The organism is Flammeovirga sp. AWQ4_249 (genome assembly GCF_056161045.1).
The window spans coordinates 163,150-184,873 of sequence record NZ_JBSWYJ010000004.1; the positions used below are offsets into that span (position 1 = coordinate 163,150).

The 21,724-nt window shown below is 33.1% G+C and carries 11 protein-coding genes; all 11 read right to left on the minus strand.

The genetic code is table 11. The features are described from left to right. Window positions 1-3: 3 nt before the first annotated feature. The 11 genes from ACXAHM_RS05610 to hutI all read right to left on the minus strand — a co-directional run bounded on the left by ACXAHM_RS05610 (window position 4) and on the right by hutI (window position 21,543). Window positions 4-369, minus strand: coding sequence for a DUF4998 domain-containing protein (locus ACXAHM_RS05610; RefSeq protein ID WP_474959429.1), 366 nt, complete (start codon window positions 367-369; stop codon window positions 4-6). A 25-nt stretch (window positions 370-394) separates the two neighbouring features. Then, on the minus strand, window positions 395-1,606 hold the full coding sequence (locus ACXAHM_RS05615; RefSeq protein WP_474959430.1) for a DUF4959 domain-containing protein: 1,212 nt from the start codon (window positions 1,604-1,606) through the stop codon (window positions 395-397). Between the two features lie 26 nt (window positions 1,607-1,632). After that, window positions 1,633-3,585, minus strand: a complete 1,953-nt coding sequence (locus ACXAHM_RS05620; protein WP_474959431.1) for a RagB/SusD family nutrient uptake outer membrane protein — start codon at window positions 3,583-3,585, stop codon at window positions 1,633-1,635. Continuing rightward, a complete protein-coding gene (locus ACXAHM_RS05625) occupies window positions 3,572-6,724 on the minus strand; it encodes a SusC/RagA family TonB-linked outer membrane protein (protein ID WP_474959432.1) in 3,153 nt (1,050 codons plus the stop codon). The genes ACXAHM_RS05620 and ACXAHM_RS05625 overlap by 14 nt, the downstream gene beginning before the upstream one ends. A 537-nt stretch (window positions 6,725-7,261) precedes the next feature. Continuing rightward, window positions 7,262-11,614 (minus strand): carbohydrate-binding protein, encoded by a 4,353-nt coding sequence (locus ACXAHM_RS05630; protein ID WP_474959433.1) that lies wholly within the window; start codon window positions 11,612-11,614, stop codon window positions 7,262-7,264. Between the two features lie 355 nt (window positions 11,615-11,969). Then, window positions 11,970-14,681, minus strand: a complete 2,712-nt coding sequence (locus ACXAHM_RS05635; RefSeq protein WP_474959434.1) for a ligand-binding sensor domain-containing protein — start codon at window positions 14,679-14,681, stop codon at window positions 11,970-11,972. A gap of 110 nt (window positions 14,682-14,791) precedes the next feature. After that, entirely contained in the window at window positions 14,792-16,261 is a 1,470-nt protein-coding gene (locus ACXAHM_RS05640; RefSeq protein WP_474959435.1) for a cytochrome P450, read from the minus strand. A gap of 126 nt (window positions 16,262-16,387) precedes the next feature. After that, window positions 16,388-17,863, minus strand: a complete 1,476-nt coding sequence (locus tag ACXAHM_RS05645) for a cytochrome P450 (RefSeq protein WP_474959436.1) — start codon at window positions 17,861-17,863, stop codon at window positions 16,388-16,390. A 246-nt stretch (window positions 17,864-18,109) separates the two neighbouring features. Beyond that, the gene (locus ACXAHM_RS05650) at window positions 18,110-19,312 is read right to left on the minus strand and encodes a methyltransferase family protein (RefSeq protein ID WP_474959437.1); all 1,203 of its coding nucleotides are present in this window, start codon (window positions 19,310-19,312) and stop codon (window positions 18,110-18,112) included. A gap of 31 nt (window positions 19,313-19,343) precedes the next feature. After that, window positions 19,344-20,222, minus strand: a complete 879-nt coding sequence (locus ACXAHM_RS05655; protein WP_474959438.1) for a hypothetical protein — start codon at window positions 20,220-20,222, stop codon at window positions 19,344-19,346. 100 nt (window positions 20,223-20,322) lie between these two features. After that, complete coding sequence (hutI, locus tag ACXAHM_RS05660; RefSeq protein ID WP_474959439.1) at window positions 20,323-21,543, minus strand: imidazolonepropionase; 1,221 nt, start codon at window positions 21,541-21,543, stop codon at window positions 20,323-20,325. Window positions 21,544-21,724: the final 181 nt, after the last annotated feature.

Sequence of the window (21,724 nt, forward strand, 5' to 3'; positions counted from 1 at the left end):
TTCTTAGTTGTTATCAGCAGGAAAGCCAAAAATTGAAGTAGGGACAGAAACATGTCCATGCTTGTTAATGGAATATACATAAAAAGTATACCCTTTGATTGGTAAATCCTCAATTGTATATTCTTCAGTAGCTTCAATTCTAATTTCCTGATCATCGTATGTGATCAACATCTCAGTAATGTCTCCTTTCTCTGGTAGATCCCAAGTTAATGTACATTGATTCAATGCATTTTCAATAGTTAAATTGGTGATTTTTGCAGCATATGGTTCTACATCCAAGTAATGAGCATAATTTGATTCCATACTTTCACAAGATGTAAAGGCTAAGAAAAACAATAAAGAGACGATATATATTAGTTTATTTTTCATATTATTTCTTTTAATATCTAGTTTATTATTCTCCATAACTACCGAAAATACTGATCTCAGAAAGGTTGACAATTTCTTCAGAACCATAGTTTTCTGTGATCGAAAATTTTAGATATCTGAATTTTTCTGTTGGTACATCTAAGATAAATTCATGACCATTAATAGCTTCTAGGATGGCTTCTTCTGGAACATTACCATCTTCATCTTTAGGGTCACCCAAATCAAAACTTCCTGCAAATTTCCATTCTAAAAGATCATTACTTGTATAGATCTCAAATGCTTTCACATTTTCATTTTGATAATAGAAATAGTTTTCATCATTTCCATACCAATATGCTCTTTGCCACATCATTAATCTGTTCATGACAATTTCTTGTTGAAGATCAATTACTAAATCTAAAGGAAATGATAAACTACCTCCATTATTATCTCTAGTAATGATTGCATAGCTGTTGTCATTATTATTCTCTTTAGTATCAACCACTCCGTCAAAAACATTTACAGTTTGTCCTTCCCATGCATTACCATTTACAGATAATACTTCATTGAGCTCCCAAGTATCTTTTGGAATTTCAACTTCAAATAGTGGAGAAAATTCACCCATTTGAATTACTTCCGTTTTATTTCCAAAGTAATCTTCTATTTGAACCGAGAAAGTTCTTGCGTCCGTATTAAAACCTCTAATGATTGCTCTAGCATTTTCTTGATCTGACGACACAAATCTAGAAACTTCATTTCCGAAGTCATCATTATAAATTACATTTACATAGGTAGTTTTCATTTCTTGATTGTACCATTGTAAACTTACTCCCCCAAAAGTGGCACTCATTTCAATATTTTCTTTAATCAGCTGAATATGTGACATTAAAGGTGTAAATCTAATTTCAAGTGGTGTTGAAGTATTACCCGCTAAATCAACTACTTCAATGACACCTGTATGAGATTCAGTATCATTTAATCCTTCAATTACTAATTCGTTGTCAAATGGACTACAGACACTAAATTTTGTCTTATCAAAGCTATCTTTGTAGGTCACTTTTACATATTGAATATCATCGTCATTTGGTAAAGTGTAAGTAATGACTGCACCACCATGAGTCGCAGAAATACTAATTTCTTTTACCTGACCAGGAGGCGTTCCGTCTTCACCTAAAATATTATCTTCTGAACAAGAGAATACTAGACTCACTCCAAGAATAAGGAATAAATAAGATTTTATTGAATTTATATATTTCATTTCATTCGTAAATTATAGTGGAAGGACTACCATCCTGGGTTTTGAACCAAGTTTGGATTACTGATTAATTCATTCAATTTGATTGGTTGTAAATAATCTCTTGGAGATACAAATTGACGATCACTTAACTCTTTAATCGTGTAGAATTTGTTGATATCTACCTCATCTACAGACCACCCCTTTAATGTTGTATTAAAAGATTCAAATGCTTCTTTCCATCTTCTCACATCATAATACCTGAAGCCTTCATACGCTAATTCAATAGATCTTTCTTGTTTGATAATTTCTCTCAACCCTTCTTGATCTAAATGCTTACCCACTGATTTACAAATTGTAGCATTACTCCAGACCGCTTCAACATTTGGTAATCCTACTCTATTTCGGATCATGTTTAATGCATTATAGATTTCTTGTGATGGTCCACCTGCCTCGTTTGCAGCTTCAGCATAATTCAAATAAAGTTCCGCCATTCTGATCGTTGGCCAAGCATAGGCAATCAACTGATCATAAGAAGAAGCCGTACTCGCTGGGTGATTGTACTTTTTTAATAAATATCCTGATGCCAAATAATCATTTGTACTTCCTACTTTACCACCTGGCGTTTCAGAGAATCTTAATCTTAGATCAAATTTCTTATCATGAGAACGATTATATCCTCTATCAAAACCAACATTAGCATAAAAACGAGCTTCTCTATTTAAGTGCTTCTTTACTGTCTTTTGTCCTACTTGTGCTTCTAGTGAATTTGCACTAGTCACAGTGACAACAGTATTTCTATTGTCATAATCAAATGTAAGATCCTCGTCTATAGGAAGGCCATTATTGGTATAATAAGTATCCACCATTTTCATTGATGGTCCTAACCATTGCCAAGCTGCTTGATTGTTAGATACTGTTGGATCTTTCATTAAAGTAGCAGGTTGAACACTCTCCCATCCATCATAGATTGCTGTACCGACAGGACGAGAATTACCCCAAATCACTTCTGAATTCCATTTTTCGGTGAACATATAGCGGTAATTATATAAATTTTGTATTTGTTCATTACCACTTAAAGTCAAGTCATATTCAGGATAAGGGCCTTTAAAAGTATACATTCCAACACCAGATGAAATCGCAATTTGAATTGCTTCTTCAGCTGCAATTTTTGCTCTTTGCCATTTTTCTACAGAGTATTCACTATTAAATAATGGTTCTCCATCATTATTTTTAAAATCACCATAAAACTCAGCGTTACCATTAAAAAGTGGGCTGGCAGCAAATAATAAAACTCTAGATTTAGCAGCAGCGACAATTGCTTTGTCAACTCTTCCTAAGTTTAATTTACTTGTTACTCTTAGTGGTAAATCCTCCATCGCTTGATCCATACTGTTGACAATATAATCCACAACTTCATCAACAGGTCTTCTTGTTGCTCTTAAAGCATCAGCCTCAGAGAAAACAGGAATACTTTTATCTAAAATTGGAATAGGACCATAATTTCTGAAAATCAAGAAGTGATAATATGCTTTTAAGAACGTCCCTTCCGCTTTCCATTGTCTTTTTTCTTCCTCTGACATATCTGGCACAAGGTCAATGTTATCAATTAAGATATTACAATTATCAATGCCTTTGTACAAAGATTCTTGTCTATCGAATCCATGCCAGAAACTTAATATAGGCTCATTTGTATTTTGTCTACCTCTCATTAAATTGATGGCCGGAGTAACTTGTCTTAAAGGTGTAACCACCTCATCAGAAGCCATTAAGTAAGAGTAATTCAAATGATCCTCTTTGGGTAAATAAGAATAGGCCGTTGCCAATGATTTGTAAGCTTGCTCTTTTCTATTAAAGAGCAGCTCCATCTCCTGTGTTTTTTCAGGAACAATATCTAAGTAGTCAGCACATCCTGATAAAATGAATGAACATAGACCTATTTGAATATATCTTTTTAAGTTTTTCATTGCTGTAAGTAAAGTTGATTGATTAGAATTTTGCATTAATACCTAGGTTGAAAACTCTCTGAGTTGGATAAGAAAATCCGTTTCCTCCCATTTCAGGATCCCAAAGATCAAATTCACTGAACGTCAATAAGTTTGTACCATTCACATAAATTCTTAATCCATCCATTTTTAACCTTTCCATAAATTGACCTGGTAGTGTATATCCCAATTCTACTGATTTCAACCTTAAGAATGAACCATCTCTAATCCACCAAGTTGATTGTTGTTCATTATTATCAACATGTTCAGTACTTAATCTTGGCCAGAAGGCATTTGGATCTGGATTACTTTCAGACCAATAGCTATCTGCAATGACTTCTAAGGCATTTCTTTCGTTGACAAACGGTGCAATTTTCTTTGAATCAATAAAGAATGATGATCTCGCTGAACCTTGGAAGAAGAAAGAGAAATCTACTTGTTTGTACCCGATTGAAGCTCCAAAACCATAAATAATCTCAGGAATCGTAGGGAAACCAATTGGCACTCTATCATTGTTATCAATCTTTCCATCTTTATTAATATCAACATACTTAATATCACCTGGACCATAATTTGAACCGTAATTTTGTTGAGGTGAATTGGCAACATCTTCCTGATCAATAAATAATCTTTCTGCAACTAATCCCCATTGTTGATTAATAGAATTTCCTTTTTTACTTAGATGAGCATCTTCAAAATCAGGCTCTCCATTTTCAATAATTTGGTTGGTAGCATACGTGAAGTTACCAGTAGCTTCTATTGAGAAATCTTTGTTGATAAAATGTCTATAGGTCATTGAAGCGTCAAAGCCTTCAGACATTGCTTTACCAATGTTACTTGATAGAGAAGTTGCCCAACCTGTAGCATCAGGGATATAGTCATTTTGCATATAAATCTGATCTCTTTGCTCTCTAAATACCTCAGCTTGCACATCTAATTTATCAAATAAACTAAATTCAATACCTAGGTTTAATTTCGTAGCAACCTCCCAAGTCACAAATGGATTAGGGTATCTATTTACACGATAACCTTGATATCTATTGTTGAAATCTTGTCCCCATGAATAACCTTGATTATCGTCTGTTAAACTTACATTCGATAAGTATAAAAAGCGTTCTTCATCTCTAGCAATCGCATCATTACCTACTAGACCATAAGTACCTCTGAATTTTAAGTTAGTTACAACATTTCTAAAATTATCCCAGAATGCTTCATTAGACACTGACCACGCCACACCTAACGATGGGAAGAAACCAAATCTATTTTCTTCAGCAAATCTTTCTGAACCATTATAACCAAAGTTGGCTTCTAAGAAATATCTACTATCAAATCCATAAGTAAAACGACCTGATAATCCCATATTTCTTGCTGGAAGAGAAGCGTAGACATCATTTCCTGGAGTTGTATTCAATCTTTCAGTTTGATTATACACTAATAGTCCACCAACACTATGTTTTCCAAATTCACGGTTGTAAATCATAGCCGCTTCAAAGTACAATCTACTATTGGCTCCAGTCCATGTTTCTGGATTTTTCAGATATTCAGTACCCTCTCTGATTTCATATAAATTAATCTTTCCTGTTTCAGGTTCGTAACTATCTACACCATAAAAGAAGGGATCAAAAGTTCTTGAGGCACCGTAAGTTGAATAGTTTTTCATCGTAACCATTCCTCTTGCCTTTAAACCTTTTGTAAGTCCTGATAAATCTTGTTCTATCTTTAATTGAGAGATAATATTTGAAGAAAATTCATCTTTAAAACCTCCAACCATCTTAGCATAAGGATTAACATAATCTCCATTACCTTTGTTACCAAAAAGGATATGATTGTAGAAGTAATTATCCTCATTTTTTGGATAATATTTAGGGAAATTGACTGGATTGGCATCCATTACTGAATTGAAAATATCAATTGCTGAAGTAGTTTGAAGATTGTTATTGTCTAAATCTTGATCAGCATTGTTGTTGTTTTGATCTTCACCGCTTGTTTGAACAGCCGGTCCATTATACTGAGTAAATCTTGAATTAAATTTAGCAGAAATCTTTGTTGTTGGTGAAACTTGGAAGGCTAAGTTTGCACGAAGATTATATCTGTCAATATTAATGTTGTTATTAAAATTGTTGAGTGGATCAACTTTTAATAAACCTGTTTCGTTCTGATAAGAAGAAGATATGTAGTAAGTAGCAATTTCTCCACCACCTGAGATATTCAGGTTTGCTCTTGTATTGTATGTCTGTCTTTTAAACAATTCATCATACCAATCTACATTTGGATAAAGGTATTCGTTGGTATTGTTTCTAGTATTTTCAATTTTATCTTTTGAATAAACAAGCTGGTTACCAGGGTTTCTTGTTCTATAAGCCTCATTGAACAATTCCATGTATTCTACTCCATCAACCATTTCATTTAATTGAGTAGGTTGTGAAATTGAAGTCTCCAAACGAGCAGACACTCTCATTTTTCCTTTGCGACCTTCTTTTGTTGTCACCAAGATAACACCATTTGCACCTCTCGCACCATATAAGGCAGTAGCTGCAGCATCTTTCATGATTGAAAAACTTGCAATATTGTCAGGTTCTATTCGGGCTAAATCTTCTTGAGAAACCTCAAAGCCATCCAACATAATTAATGGACTACTTCGATAACCAAAAGAAGTAACACCACGAATAAAGAATTGAGAATTGTCCGCACCTGGCTCACCTGATCTTTGATAAGAAATCACCCCTGCGATTCGACCTGCTAATGAGTTGGTAAGGTTTGAGGAAGGTTGTTTTAAATCCTCCACTTTTACTGTATTAATCGACCCGATCACACTTTCCTTCTTTTGTTCTTGGAAAGCGACTACTACCACTTCATCCAATTCTGCAGCATCTTCTTTGAGGATGATATCATAAGTAGTTTGACTCCCGATTTGTTTCTCTTTCTTTTCAAAACCGATATAAGAAAAAACCAGTATATCGTTTTCAGATGCATTAATTGTATATCGTCCTTGAAAATCAGTCGTAGTACCAGTAGTAGTACCTTTTATTTGGACTGTTACCCCAATCAACGACTCTCCTTTTTCATCTACAACAATTCCTCTCACCACTCTATTTTGTGAGAATAATTGAAGAGGCAATAGAATAATGAAGAGCGTATATAATAGATATTTTTTCATGTAAACTTTGTTAGTTGAACAGTTGAAGTATCTTGAATTTTTTATTCATTTCATTGATAATTCAAACTTAGACACAATTACACACAAACTTCAAATTTACAATTATTAAATGTTAGCTACACACTTAAAAAACACATATACAACACATATACAAAACCTGGTTAACTACTGATTATCACTCATTTATATCACAAAAGCAATCAGCTGAAATTTGAATTAATTGACACCAATTTTAAACTTAAGTGATAAAAAAACGAGTTCACGAATGTAAAATATCACTTAAATAAAAGTAAATGGAAAAATGACATTATAAAAATGATACAATTTGAAATATTAAAGAGCTTTCAATTATACTCTTTACAGCTTTTACCAGACTAAAATTGGGATTCATTGATCGAGTATACATTGAATAGGACGCTACCAGAAATAGTATCAACTTACAGGAAGATCGATTAACTATCAAAAAATTAAATACAAATAAAAAAGGCCATTCTAAAACTAGAATGACCTTAATAGTATATTAGGATAAAAAGTTCTTTACTTAATAATCAAATTGGCTGTTTTAATTTCTTTTCCATTATTCAATCTTAAGATATAATAGCCTGCGGAAAGCATATTTTTAAAGTATATTACTTTTGTACTACTTGCTGACTTTAAATCTTGCGTGTGGACAATTCTACCTTGAAGATTATAAATAACAACTGAACTTTCTCTGAAATTATTGGGTACTCTTAAACCAACATCACGACCATTGGAAGGATTAGGGTAAGCTATAATTTCATTTAATTCATCATTTAAATTTAGTGAAGCTGTTTTTGATCTTGAGCCACTTGATTCACTTCCATAAACTTTGAATCTAATGTCTTTACCATCATTACTACCATCTTTGAACCAGTTTCCATTATTATATTGGTTATTAGGATCATACTCAAAATAGTACTTATCACCATTACTTGCCTGGCTATGGAAGTTTAGATAATATCTTTGATTTCCTTGTAGATCCACTGGATTTGGTAATACAAATTCAAAGTAAGTAAAGTTTTTCCCTTCTGAATTATTAGTCACTTGATTGGCTGAGATTCCAACTTCATCACTAATTCTTCCTCCATTTCTAGAAGTTCCAACACTCAAGATAAGATTACCATTCGGTGATTTTTCTTTAGAAAGATATACACCCACTTTTGTGATTTGGTAATTACTTCCATTAGATCCATATCTAAATTCCTGTGCACCATCTTGGCCATCTGTAACTTCCATTTTATCTCCACCATTGTTATTTTGGAATAATACGACTTCTGTTGGAGCAGCCAAAGTTGTCACCGATAATGAACTACTTTCTGAAGATGTATTTCCAGCTTCATCCACAGCAATTATTGAGTATAGGTACGTTGTTTCTTCTAACAAATTATTGATTTGAATTGACGTTGAAGATGTACTTCCTATAAAACTTCCATCTTGATAAACCTCATATTCTTGTACTCCTACATTATCCAAAGAGGCACTCCATGATAATAATAAGTCAGAAGTTGTAATATTAGATGCATTAAGATTTGTCGGTGTACTTGGTGATACCAAATCTACTCCATTGACGACAACATTAAATGATACAGAAGATGAACATCCGTTTGTTCCTATAGAACTTACTGTATAAGTACCACCATCTAGAGTATTTACATTTGATAGGGAAACACTAGAAGTGGTTGCTGAGAAATTTGATGGTCCTGACCATTGCCAGTTATCCACTGATGCGTTTACTGCAATCAATTGGAATGACATACCTTCATCAACAACCACAGTTGAACCTGATTGTGTAATACCTCCGTTAATACTAAATCTTGGTGTTAAAGTTGGTCCATTGGTTACTGATACATGAATAACATCTGTGTTTTGACACCCAAATTGATCTGTAACCGTCAAAGAATAATCTCCTTCTACTCCCACTTCTATACTTTGAGTTGATTCCCCTGTGCTCCAGAAATAAGAAGTAAATGTATCTGGTGAAGATAAGGTTACTGTTTCTCCTTGACAAATACTCACATCAGACCCTAAATCTATTGTAGGTGGCACACAAGGTGTATTTAGAGTAAGTTTTAACCAATTGACATTATATCCACCTCTTTGTGCGAGTAATCGTAAAGTTGAAGTTCCTGCATTAAGATTAACAACAGTAGATGCTGTAGACCAATTTTGCCATCCATTTGTAGCTGATAAAGTAGTGACAGACAATTGCTGTCCATCGTTTAATAAGGCTAACTCAGACCCACCATTTTGACTTGCGTATCTAAATTCAACAGTATATTCACCACCTTGAGCCAAGTCTATTTGATAATCCATCCAATCATTATCATCTATAAAACCTACATTTAATCCACCTCCAGCATCTTGACAATTTTCAGTTTGCGTACCATTTTGAGCAATATAATCTTCTGCTTCAATTACTCCTTTAAGTGATAATAATGTAAAATCCATCCAATTCAAATTGTATTCTCCATAAGAAGGAACATACATTCTAAGGGTGTTTGAACCAGCATCAATTTCTAGGGTATCTGAGACAACTATATAATTAGCCCAACCATTCGTTCCTGGGATGCTTGTTGTAGACAATACCTGATTATTCATCTGTAATTGCAATTCTCCTCCATTTTCAAAGTTACTTGCTACTCTAAAATCTACTTTATACACACCATCTACCGCTGAGTACACTTGATAATCTGCCCAGTCTCCAGGATGTAAATATCCAATATTAGCTCCTCCTCCATCACGATCTCCAGTAGGATTTTCTAATCCAATTCCACTCATTTCTACATAATCCTCAGCTTCCACTCTTCCAGGTATCTCAAATCTTGGAGCAATATTATTGACTACAAGTTGATCATGAAAATGAGATAATCCTCTTCCATCTGTTGATGAAACCGCATTTCCATTGTAAGAAACTCTAATTTCATCAGTGTAGAACATAACATCATTAATAGACAATGTTACTTGATTTGAACTGCTTAATACTACATTTTCTAAAGCCTTCTCTCCTCCATTCACTTTTAATGAAAATCCTGAGTTATTTACATCAAATGTATTTAATGGTTTATTAAAAGTTAGGATAACCGACTTTTCGTTATTCAAAGTTACTGATGAAAGGTATTTTGTATCTACAGAACTTTGGCTAACGGGACTGTGTAACTCAAATTTTGTAAAATTAAATCCAGGTTGGTCAATTACAAATCTAATTTTATTTTCTCCAGCATCAAGCATTACATACTCAGCATTGTGCGATGACCAATTTGTATATGAGCCTGTTGAACCAACAGAGATAGGACCTGAAACATCTTTTCCATTACTCTCAATATGGAAAATCCCTCCTGAATTTGTAGCATATCTTAATCGAAGTCTATAAGCACCTTTTTGATTCACATTCACCGTATACTGCATCCAATCCCCCTCTTCGGTCCAACCTACCATATAACCATTACTTTCTTGATTATCTGAGCTAGGCTCAATATCCACTCCATCATTTCTAAAGATCCAGCCATTGTTCCAGCCATTCCAAGATCCCGTAGTTAGATGATAATCAGCATATTCATTATCTGAATAGGCAAAACCTTGCGTACCATAATCGTATTCAGGAGCGTAAATTGTTCCTGGAATAGAAACTGATGAATAGGGAACTGTTTCATTGGTCGTTGTTTGTCTAAACAAGGCATCAAGAACATCATAGTTAATTTTACAATTCTCCAGTTTTTGTTGCTCTATCATACCCATTAATGCACTTTTGGCAAAAGCTGCTGATGGTCTCACATTAGTTCTACCATGCCAATAATCTAATAATTGATCATACTCTGGTGTTTTCTCTACAGTAATAATTCCTGCTACAGACCCAAACTTTTTCATTGGCCACCAAGCTCTACCAATACCATGTTGATCCCATAATTTTGATGCTTCTGTAAACCATGCATTTGAATTCTCACCTGTTTCACCAAACCATAATGGTACGTTGTACTGCTCACGAATATCTAATACCCATTGAATATCTTCCGTTTCATTTTTACTCCAATATTTATGTGGTGCATATACTACATTTGTATCCCATGGAGGTGTCATATTTGTGAAATCATTTGCAAAACCATTCCCTTCAATAAAAATGATATGATTATTATCGACTTCTCTAATAGCATAAGTAATATCCTCTGACAATTGTCTTAACAAGGTGTTGTTAGGAATATCCCAATTGGTTTCATTGATTAAATCATACCCTCCAATCATAGGTTCATTGGCATATCTTTCAGCAATCTTACGCCAAAGTGCTACCGTTTTTGATCTATTCTCAGCACTTTCCCATAGAGAAGGCTTTGTGGCATCATAATCAGAAATATCTGCATTTGCACCTTGTCCACCAGGTGCTGCATGAAGATCAATAATTAAATACATATTATTTGCTTCACACCATTCTAATACTTGATCTGTCAATTCAAAACCTTTTGTAAGCCATGTGTTTTGACCCGGTACAGGTTCATCTTCGATTGGTAAAGTAAAAAGATTATAGTGTATGGGTAAACGAATACTATTAAAACCCCAAGCCGCTAAAGAATCAACGTCTTTTTTGGATAGGTAATTATCTAACCAAGCTTCATAAAATAAATCGGTATCTGCAGGACCAATTAGATCCTCAATACCTGCCCTAATTTCATGTTGTGGCCCAAAAACACCTTCTGTACCCATCATGTAACCTTCTTGTACCATCCAGTTACCTGTGTTCATTGAAATTAGAATAACTTCATTGTTATTCGAATCGACGATTTTCTTACCTTCTGTATGTAAGTATCCTTGAGAATAGACATTACAATTGTAGTACAACATAGTAATGACTGTAAAGAGAAAGGTTAATGTTAATCTCATAATAGTTGTTTTCATTTAGATTTAATTGAGAGATTGACAAGACATAAAACCTTCAAAAGTGTAGATGTACTAGTAAATTAAATTCATAGCTGTAATAAATAAGGTTGTACCTTCCATTATAATTTAGATTACAATAGCAATAAAAATTAAATCTAGATGGATCCTAAATAGATTTAATCAAATTCAAAACCAGTAGTTGTTCACTTTGTTATAGCGGTTAATGTCTGTTTCATTTCATTAATCCAAACATATAGAAACACAGGAATAAAGTCTAAATGGCTCGTATTAAATGTAGTCTACACACTTATAAAAACAATATACAGATCATATACAGACACAACATTACAATTGATTATCAGATATTTACAGGATCTGTGTTGTAATTTTTAATAAATTGATCTAGGTCTATTTCATTCTCTAACAGCAACTTCTTTTTCAATCTATATCGATTTACAACAACAGATTTCTGAGTGATATTCATGATATTTGCTATTTCAGAATTATTCAAATTAAACCTAATTAGAGAAGCTAGACGAATTTCATTTTGTGTGAGTTTTGGATAATCTAATTCTAATTGATGGATAAATTCATGGTTTACTTCATTGAATAACTCATGAAAAATAAGACTCTTTTTATCTGAACTTAATTCACTATCAATTTTCTTTCTCCAAAGCTCAGTTTTACGATGTCCAATATTTTCCAAATCTTCATATAGATCTCTCAGAAAAGCATTTTTATGCGTAAGCATTTCAGTATACTTCAATAATTGCTCATTTTTAATGGTTAACTTTTCTGCTTCAAGATCATTCTTTTGTTTTTTATGTAAAGTTGCGATTTGACGTTTGGTATACATCACATAGATTTTCATAAAGCCAAATACTATAGCAATAGATAAAAAGAAAATAGGTAAATAGACCCAATCAGTCTCATACCAATTTCTTAATACATTTACCCTTAATTTAGTTTCTTTTAAATTACCTCCATTTAATTTTGATTGAAGAATAAAATGATACTTACCTCCTTTAATTTTTGTGTATTCTTTTGATGTTTGAGTTGTCCAATCTGACCAATCCGGATCATATCCATCTAATTTACAACGAAATACCACATGATCTCTTAAGCTTTTTTGCTGTGCAAATTTAAATTCAACATCTACAACATCTTCATCTAAATTTACTTCATTAGAGGCATAAGGATAGGTAAATTGACTCGTCTTATTGTCTATATTTTTAGTGATTAATCTTGATATAAGAGGTAATGGACTTTCTAATCTTTTCGATTTATCGTTAGGATTCAAGATCTCTACTCCTCTATCCGTTGGTATCCATAAAACCTTTCCAAAGAATTTAATTTTTTCAGAACCAATTAAAAGATGATTTTCTAAAGAGCTTAATACTTTTTCATAAGAATAGTAATTCCCATCTAAAATATTAATAAGCAATTCCAATTTTCCATTTTGAATATAACTGATAGAATGACCGTCTGGACCTACATCCACACTACTCAAACCTTCTCCTTTAATTTGACTATAAGGTTCTTTATTGACTTTTTTGAACTTCCTATTTTTGTATTGTAATAGGTATTCATTATTGTAAAACAAAAGTTCACCCTTCACCTGAAAAATAGAATAATTTTCATCAAACACTTCTGTATCTATTTCATTTCCTTTATTCATCAAAGAGAACTTTTTCAATTCTCCATCTCTTGATTTTGCCCATATTGCATTTTCATCTCTATCAAATTTGATTTCTGGATTCCCCCAATAATAGAGATTACCAATTTCGATTAGCTTTCCTTCTTTCATCTCCATAAAAAGGAGTCCTGTATAGGCTGAAACGATATATTTATTGGTTCCTTCAAAATTTGCTATATCTAACACGCCTGTTTCATTGAAAGCTGAATTTGCTTTACTATCCTTCAAAAGAAATACACCATTGTTGTGACAAATCATTTTCTCTCCATTAATACTTTTAATACTCCATGCTTGACCATGAAGACCTTCTAAAAGATGGAATTTCTCATTTCTAACCGATTGAAAAACACCTTTATTAGTGGCTAGCAGAGTAGTATCTCTATCTACTAAGAAATCATACGTTGCTCCTTGATTGAATATAGGCTTAAGGATTTTTTGGCTCTCGATGTAGCTAATTCCATAATCTAAACCTACCCATATGTTTGAGAAGTCATCTTTTTGAATCGCTAATACTGTATTATCCATCAATCCATCAGAAGAGGAAATATTAACGCTCACCTGCTTATTTTCTACATCATAAACGTAAATTCCTTTAGTTATACTACCAAAAAGTATTTCATTTTCATTATAAGGTTGGCATGAAAAAATAGACGAATTGACAATTTCATCAGGTAAATGAACTTCAGTACTTTCTCCTTTTGATGAATAATATTGTATAGTGCTATTATTTTTTAAAAAAGCGATTTTGTTTTTATGTATAAATATCGACTGAATGGATTGTAGGTTTGGGACACTATCTTGAACAATAAATTTATCTTCTTTGGAAAGATACCCTATCCTGTGTTTACGATCAATACCCCAAATAGCTCCTTTATAATTAACAATATCGAAAAAACCTTTCGTGTCTTCTTCTACAAAAACACTAGTTTTATTTATTTTATTGTAAATAAAAACTCCTGCTTCCGTTTGAGCATATAACTTTTCATTGATTGCTTCAATTTCCCAAATTTGTCCTTTAATACCCGATGAAATCTCATGGTATTCTAGTCGATCTTTTACGTTATTAGTAAAAAAACCAAATTGCGTAGAACCACCTACCCAAATTGTATCATTCTCTATGAAAATACTTTTGACGTTATCATTTTTTGATGTTTTTAATAACTCCCAACTATCACCAACATGTTTTAATAGCCCATCATTATTACCAAAGTAGGTAATACCATATTTATCAAAAGCAATATCCCAATTTTGCCTACCTGCTTTATAATCACTTTTTGAAAAGGATTTAATAATTGGTAAATATGGATATGAGTAAGTAGTAATAGAAGCTAATAGTATAAATGGAAGTACAGTAAAAAATAGAAATCTTTTCATTATTTCAATTAAAAAGTAAAAAAGCAAAGTTGAAGAGAAAAAACATCACTCTAACTTTGCTTTCTAATTTACTAAAATAAATTAAAATATAAATACAAAAGTTAATATTTCTACTTTAATTCTAACGCATCTAATGTCGGATTATTTACAGCTGACTCCAGGTTCCTTGGCTTCAATATTACTCTCAAATTCTCAGGTGACATCGTAAATGCAAATAACTCAGTCACTTCCTTATTTTGAACATTTAATTCGACATTATATTCTTTAAATAATCGAATAATAAAAGTCTTCATTTCTACCTCTGATAAAAACATACCTGGACAAAGTCTAGGGCCTCCACCAAATGATTTCATTGCTGATTCGTTATGGTTTTGGTGATAAGGACAGCCTGAAGCTTCCACTGGAACTAACCATCTCTCTGGAGCAAAAGTATCCGCATCTTTGAAGTGTTCATCTGATCTTTGAGCATGGCTTAATTGGGTAACAATAAAGCTTCCTTTTGGGAAAAATACATCTCCAACAACTACATCTTCCAATGCTTGCATATATAACTGTGGAGTGACTGGCTTCATTCTTAAAGATTCCCTGATAACAGCTGCCGTATATTCAAAAGCTTCCAATTGATCAAATTCATCCACTTTTTCACCATTCAATAAACGATCAATTTCGGCTTGCACTTTCTTTTGTTCTTCAGGATAAGCTGCTAAGAAATAAGTAATCCATGATAGGGCATTTGAAGTGGTATCCTCCCCTGCCAAAAGCATTGTATAAAGGTTACCAAAGATTTCTTCCCATGTAAATGGATTTTCTTTATCCTGAGAAGCAATCATTGCTTCCAAAAAATTTGTTGGTGCTTCTAATATTTCAGGGTTTTCTTCAATTCTTTTTTGTGTATTGTCAATAAATCCTCCGAAAGCAGACTTGATATACTCCATCGATTCTTCAAACTTTTTGTCTGAAGCTGATTTAATGTATCGCCAAACAGGAATAGGACTATTGATTCTACTGTTCATTTTAGGGAAAATCTTTTTGATGTGTTCCTGTGTTTTATCCACATCATTTTCCACTGTATTCATATCATATCCAAAAGCAAGATTGGTGGTAACATCAACCGTAGCTTTTTGGAAATCTTTATCAATCTCGTAGTTTTCTGTGTTGGCAATAGTTGCCCAATGCTTCGACAAGCGATCTGCGACTCTTACAATTCCTGGAAAGAAAGATCTCACATTCTTATTATTCAAAGCCTTCTGAGTCACCTTTCTTTGTCTCTTCCAAGATTCACCTTCTGCAGCAAATACTCCATTAATCCCAACTTCCTCAATAACCTCCGCCATTTTTTTGAATCGTCTAAATTTGGTCGGTCTGTTTTTTAAAATATAGGCATTCAATTCAGGATCAGTACATACCGTTAGTTTTCTTCCTAAGAAATTTAGATTGTACAAGCTTCCAAATTCATTAGCCCATTTTTCATACAAAAGGTGAATCTTTGTTTTATCTAATTCAAAGATATTCCCAAATACGGGAACTCCTTTTGGACCATTTAAATCCTTGACCGTTTTTGAGTATTGAAGTTGTGTCATAGTGTATTAAAAGTTACGAGTAATTACTTGGTAAATCGATTAACCAGAAGTTTAATAATGGTAAAGTCGAAAAAATTTATGTAAACATATTATAATTTTAGAAAAGATAAAAACACATTTTAGACTTTATGCCTTAGAGGCTATTTCTTCCTCTTTTCTTTTACTTTGATTTGAATAATTTCGATCTATCATCTTGACTTTCAGATTATCTACAGTCATCGTGAAGTCATATTTTTCTTGTACTTTTTCTTCAGAAACATCCAGTTCTATTTTAAAGTTTTTCAACATTTTAATAGCAAAAACCATCATTTCGGTTTCCGACAAAAACTTTCCTGGACAGAATCTTGGACCACCACCGAAAGTCATAATTCCTTCTTCATTATGTTTACCATGCATAGGGCATCCACTCGCTTTAGCTAACCAACGTTCTGGTTTTAAAGCATCAGGTTCAGAAAAATAATTATCATTCATTCCTCCTGACCTCATCAAGGTGATAAAAAACGTATCTTTTGGAAATAAAACATCACCGATGACCATTTCTTCATTGGATTGAAAATAAAGAAGAGGCGTCACTGGTTTCATTCTCATGACTTCTTGCAAAGTCGCATTCAAGTATTGAAACTCTTTTAAAATATCGATCGAAGTGATATCCTCATTACCTTTTAAAACTTCATTTATTTCATCATATATCCTCTCTTGGATATGTTGATTTGAAGCAATAAAATAAGTGAACCATGACAATGTATTCGCAGTTGTATCCTCTCCTGTTAATAACATGGTATAGATATTTCCATAAATTTCTTCCCAAGTAAAAGGATCTTCTTTGCTTTGAGAACTAAGTAATGCTTCCAGAAAATTAGTTGGATTTTCTTTTAATTCTGGATGCTTATCAATCTTATCTTGTGCCTTTTCAATAAATCCTCCAATGATGTCATGTAGTGTATTCATTGACTTATCAAAATCTCTATCTGAAGGTGTCTTAATATATCTCCAAAAAGGTATTGGAGAATTTGTTCTTTCGTTAAGTTTAGGAACAATTTTAGAAATATGTTGTTGTGTTACTTCCCTCCTATCATGAATAGTATTTAGATCATAAGCAAATGCTAGATTTGTTGTCAAATCAATTGTTGTATTCATAAAATCAGGAGAGATATCATAATCAGTCATCATTTCTTTCCCCTTCAATTGTTTTCGCCAATAACTTTCTAAGCGATCACCAATTTTTAATATCAATGGAAAGTAATTTTTCACATTCTTATGACTTAAAGCTTGTGTCGTTACTTTTCGATGTTTCTTCCAAGTATCTCCTTCTGAAGAGAAAACACCATAGAATCCCAATTCATCCATTATTTCCTTCATCTTAGATAAACGACGGAATTTGTTGGGTCTATTTTTCAATAAAAATTGAATATGTTCAGGATTTGACATCACAACGATCTTCGCACCCGGAAAACTCACTTTATAAAAGTCTCCATATTCTTTGGCCCAATCTTCTAAGTTTTGATGTATTTTTTCTTGTTGAATTTGAAATAAATTTCCGACAAGTGGGAAGCCTTTTGGTCCACTTATGTCTTGAATAGTCTTTGAATAGTTTTGTTCCATGTTGAAATGTTAGACAGTAGCAGTAAAAATTAATTTTCAATATAATGGAAATAAAAAAAGGAACATATTACATGTCCCTTTATTCTTAAGCTTCTGCCAACTTATTTATTTCTTTAAATCGATTTTCATGGTAATTGACAAAAATCTTTTTTAATTATTAACTATCATAATTGTAAAGCTCTATTTTTTTAAGGTTGTTTAAATAGAGGGTTATATGTTTTTCATAAGAGGAAATATTATTTCAAATCAATTTACATCACAGGTTTCAACCTTCTCTTCAATGTCTGTGGCATCGACAATTAATTGAAATAAATAATTAAAGGGATATAAACGAAGGAACCAACCTAAAGTCGCATAAGCTAAATTAATGTACTCTAAAGCATGACCAATTGCATTAACTCCTTTAAATTCATTGTAATGATGATCAACAAATGTCACTCTTGTTAGTTTTGTTCCTGCATAACTGCTAGCAGGTTGAATGTTGAGAGTATGTATATTTTGTTTAATAAACCATTGTGCTATGTTAGAACATTGCTGACAGTTCATATCAAAATATATAGTCCCTTGAGGTATACATTTGGGAATCCATAAAAAATACCATTTGGGTACTGAGTTTATATAGGATTTCCATTCATCACCAAACCTTTCATTCATATCAGGATATTCTTGAAATTCTGATACGCCAAAAACATAAGTGATCGATATAATTGAGCCTATCAGTAAATAATAAGTTTCATGAAATAAACTGAGTGGTATAAATAATAGAGTCATCGACCATTGGATGGGATTTCTGCAATATGCATACACTCCATTTGTAACTAATTTTTGTGTTTTATCATAGGGGAAGGGTGTACCTTTACCTTTAATTACTAAATCTTGAACGGCGACCAATGCTGGAAATACTATAATTAGCAGTAACTGAAAAAGGATTGGTGACCAAAAATACTTAATTTCTGGAATTAATTGATAGTAATACAAAAGATATGGAAGGCCTATTATTAATAATCCTACCATCACTATTACTTGACTTAATGCTCTATACCAGAGATGAATAGAATGATAACTACAATACGCCCAAAAATAAGCAGGTAGAAATACAGTAAGAATCAGTATGACTTCCCCTAACCACCAATTTTCTTGTAACACCAATATGCCATAGTCTTGTAATAAGGGCATAAAAATAATATCCATCCAAATAACTGCGACAAGCAACATCAATATATGCTTCTTTTGAAGGAAAAAGGAAGGTATGACTCCCCATAAAATCACCCATAAAAAATAGAAGTCAAATGGCATTTTAAAAGCATTAATTTCTGTAAAGTGCCATAATCCCTTATCTACTAGAATAAAATTGACAATTGGAAGCCAAGAACCAACAAATAATGACGCATTAAACCTTGCCCAATTCCTTTTTTCCTCTTGCTGATCTCTAAGGGTTAAATACCCCATAAAAAATAAAGCTAAGAGAACGAATACTGTTCTAATTATTTCTATTTCTGTCAAAATATGAATTGATTAAATGTTCGTTCATCACTTTTACTACCCATTTTTCTATTGGATTAAAGTACCACTGTGGACCCAAATCACAAGTATACTGAGACGTCCAAGACACGTTTGAATCATTTACTTCTACCTTCACTTTCTCCCAAGTCAACCAATGGTTAATATGGGTATCGTCATGGATGACTTTAAACACTACTTCTTTTTCAGTAATAGTCTCAATTTCTAAACTTAACGTGCCCATTCCTTTAGTGTATGATAAAAACTGAATATGCCTTTGATCTCCTTTACTCATACCTTCTCCAGTAATTTTCACAGGTTGAGGGAATCCCATATTAAAGATAACAGGATAATCAATTTTGAAATTAGGTAACTGATAAAGAGCTTTTAATGATACTTTTTTACCCATATCTTTGGTTACAGTAACAGTTTCAACATCAGGTGAATTGATAATTCCTTGAGGTTGAAATAAAACAAAAAGAGCAGGAAAAATGATTAGAGAATATGCCTTATTTTGTTTCTTTCTTTTCTGAATCCACTGCCAAAGAAATAATATTAAAAAAGCAGAACCATAAAAAATTGGTGCAGCTATTAAAATACAGATAACACCTTCACCAAAAAGAATAGAAGACATTAAGAGAAATAATGTAATCACTTTAAATACCATACCATAAGTGCTTTTAGGTTTCCCTGAATATTTAATAACCATCAATGTCATTAAAGCTGGCAACCCTACAAATAAGAGTGAGGTTTGTTCAAAGTTTACTTCATTGATTACTCGAAAAGCAATACTAGTTATGACGAGTATTCCTACAAGTAGGTATAGTTTATTTTTCGCTTTCTGAGGAGTTGTTTTCATGTTAGTGAAGTCTGCTTAAAAAATAGATTTGAGACTAATTTAAAACTTTATTTTAATGAAAAAAAGGGACACTGCTAACAATGCCCCTTCTCTATATTATCTATTGTCCTCTCTTCCAAACTTTGGAAGGAGGCAACATCCCTTGGTTGTACAAGATTTCACGATAATCAGCACAAGGATACATTTGCATATCAGCTAACTTTCCTTTCTCTAACTGACCTCTATCCGTCAAGTTTAAAGCTTTAGCTGAGCGGAAGGTCATACCTGCAAATACCTCGGCAGTGCTTAGTTTCTCCATTGCACCTAACAATGCCCCTTGAATCAACATATCACCCATTGGCGCTGAACCTGGATTCCAATCTGAAGCGATCGCTAAACAAGCACCTGCATCCAATAATTTTCTACATGGAGGATACTGCATTCCCAAACCTAAAGAAGCACCAGGAAGAACAGTCGCTACCGTATCAGAATCTGCAAGCATTTTCACTTCTTCCTCTGTACTAGATTCCAAATGTTCCGCAGATAAAGCACCAACTTCTACAGCCACTTTTGAACCTCCGGTTGAGAATTGATCTGCATGAACAGTAATCTCAAATCCTTGTTCTTTTGCTTTATTCAAGTAATATTCAGATTCCTCAACATTGAATGCTGTTTCTTCTGTAAAAATATCTACTCTCTTACTTAAATCCTCAGATTTTATAGCAGGTAACAACACTTCAAGAACTCTATCTAAATACTCTTGAGAAGTACCTTCAAAATCCTTTGGTTTCATGTGGGCTGCCAAACATGTAGATACTAAATCTGCCTTAATTTCTTTATCAGCAGATTTAATCGCACGAAGCATTTTCAATTCATTATCAATATCCAAAGCATAGCCACTTTTCACCTCAATTGTAGTTACACCACGAGATAAATGTCTATTTGCTCTTTCAATTGTAACGCTTTTTAGTTCCTCTTCTGAAGCAGCACGTGTCTTACGCATAGAATCTTGGATACCTCCACCTGCTTTGGCAATTTCAAGATAAGGTTTCCCTGCCACACGCATCGCATAATCCCTTGCTCTATTACCACCCCAACAAATGTGGGTATGGCAATCTACAAAGCCCGGAAGTAAAACGCCTTCACCTTCCACTTTTTCTACTTCATCAAAGTCAGAAATATTGAAAGATTCAAACGCCTTGATTTCATCTATATTACCCTTCTCATCAATGCTTACCCCTGCATTTTCGATGATCTCTAACTGCTCATCTTCTAATGCACCTTTTAAAGGCAAACCTGCAAGTGTAACTACTTGTGAGAACGGCCCAATTAATTTTTTCATTTGTATGAAAATACAATTCAACAATATGATTTAAACAATATCGCAAGTGTTTAGCCGATAGGCGTCACTTGTGATTAACAATCGGTGAAGTCTCCTGACTTCGAAACGTAAAACAATTAAGTTTATTTATTTCGAAGTCAGGAGACTTCGCCAATAACAAATTCCAAGTGACGCTATCGCT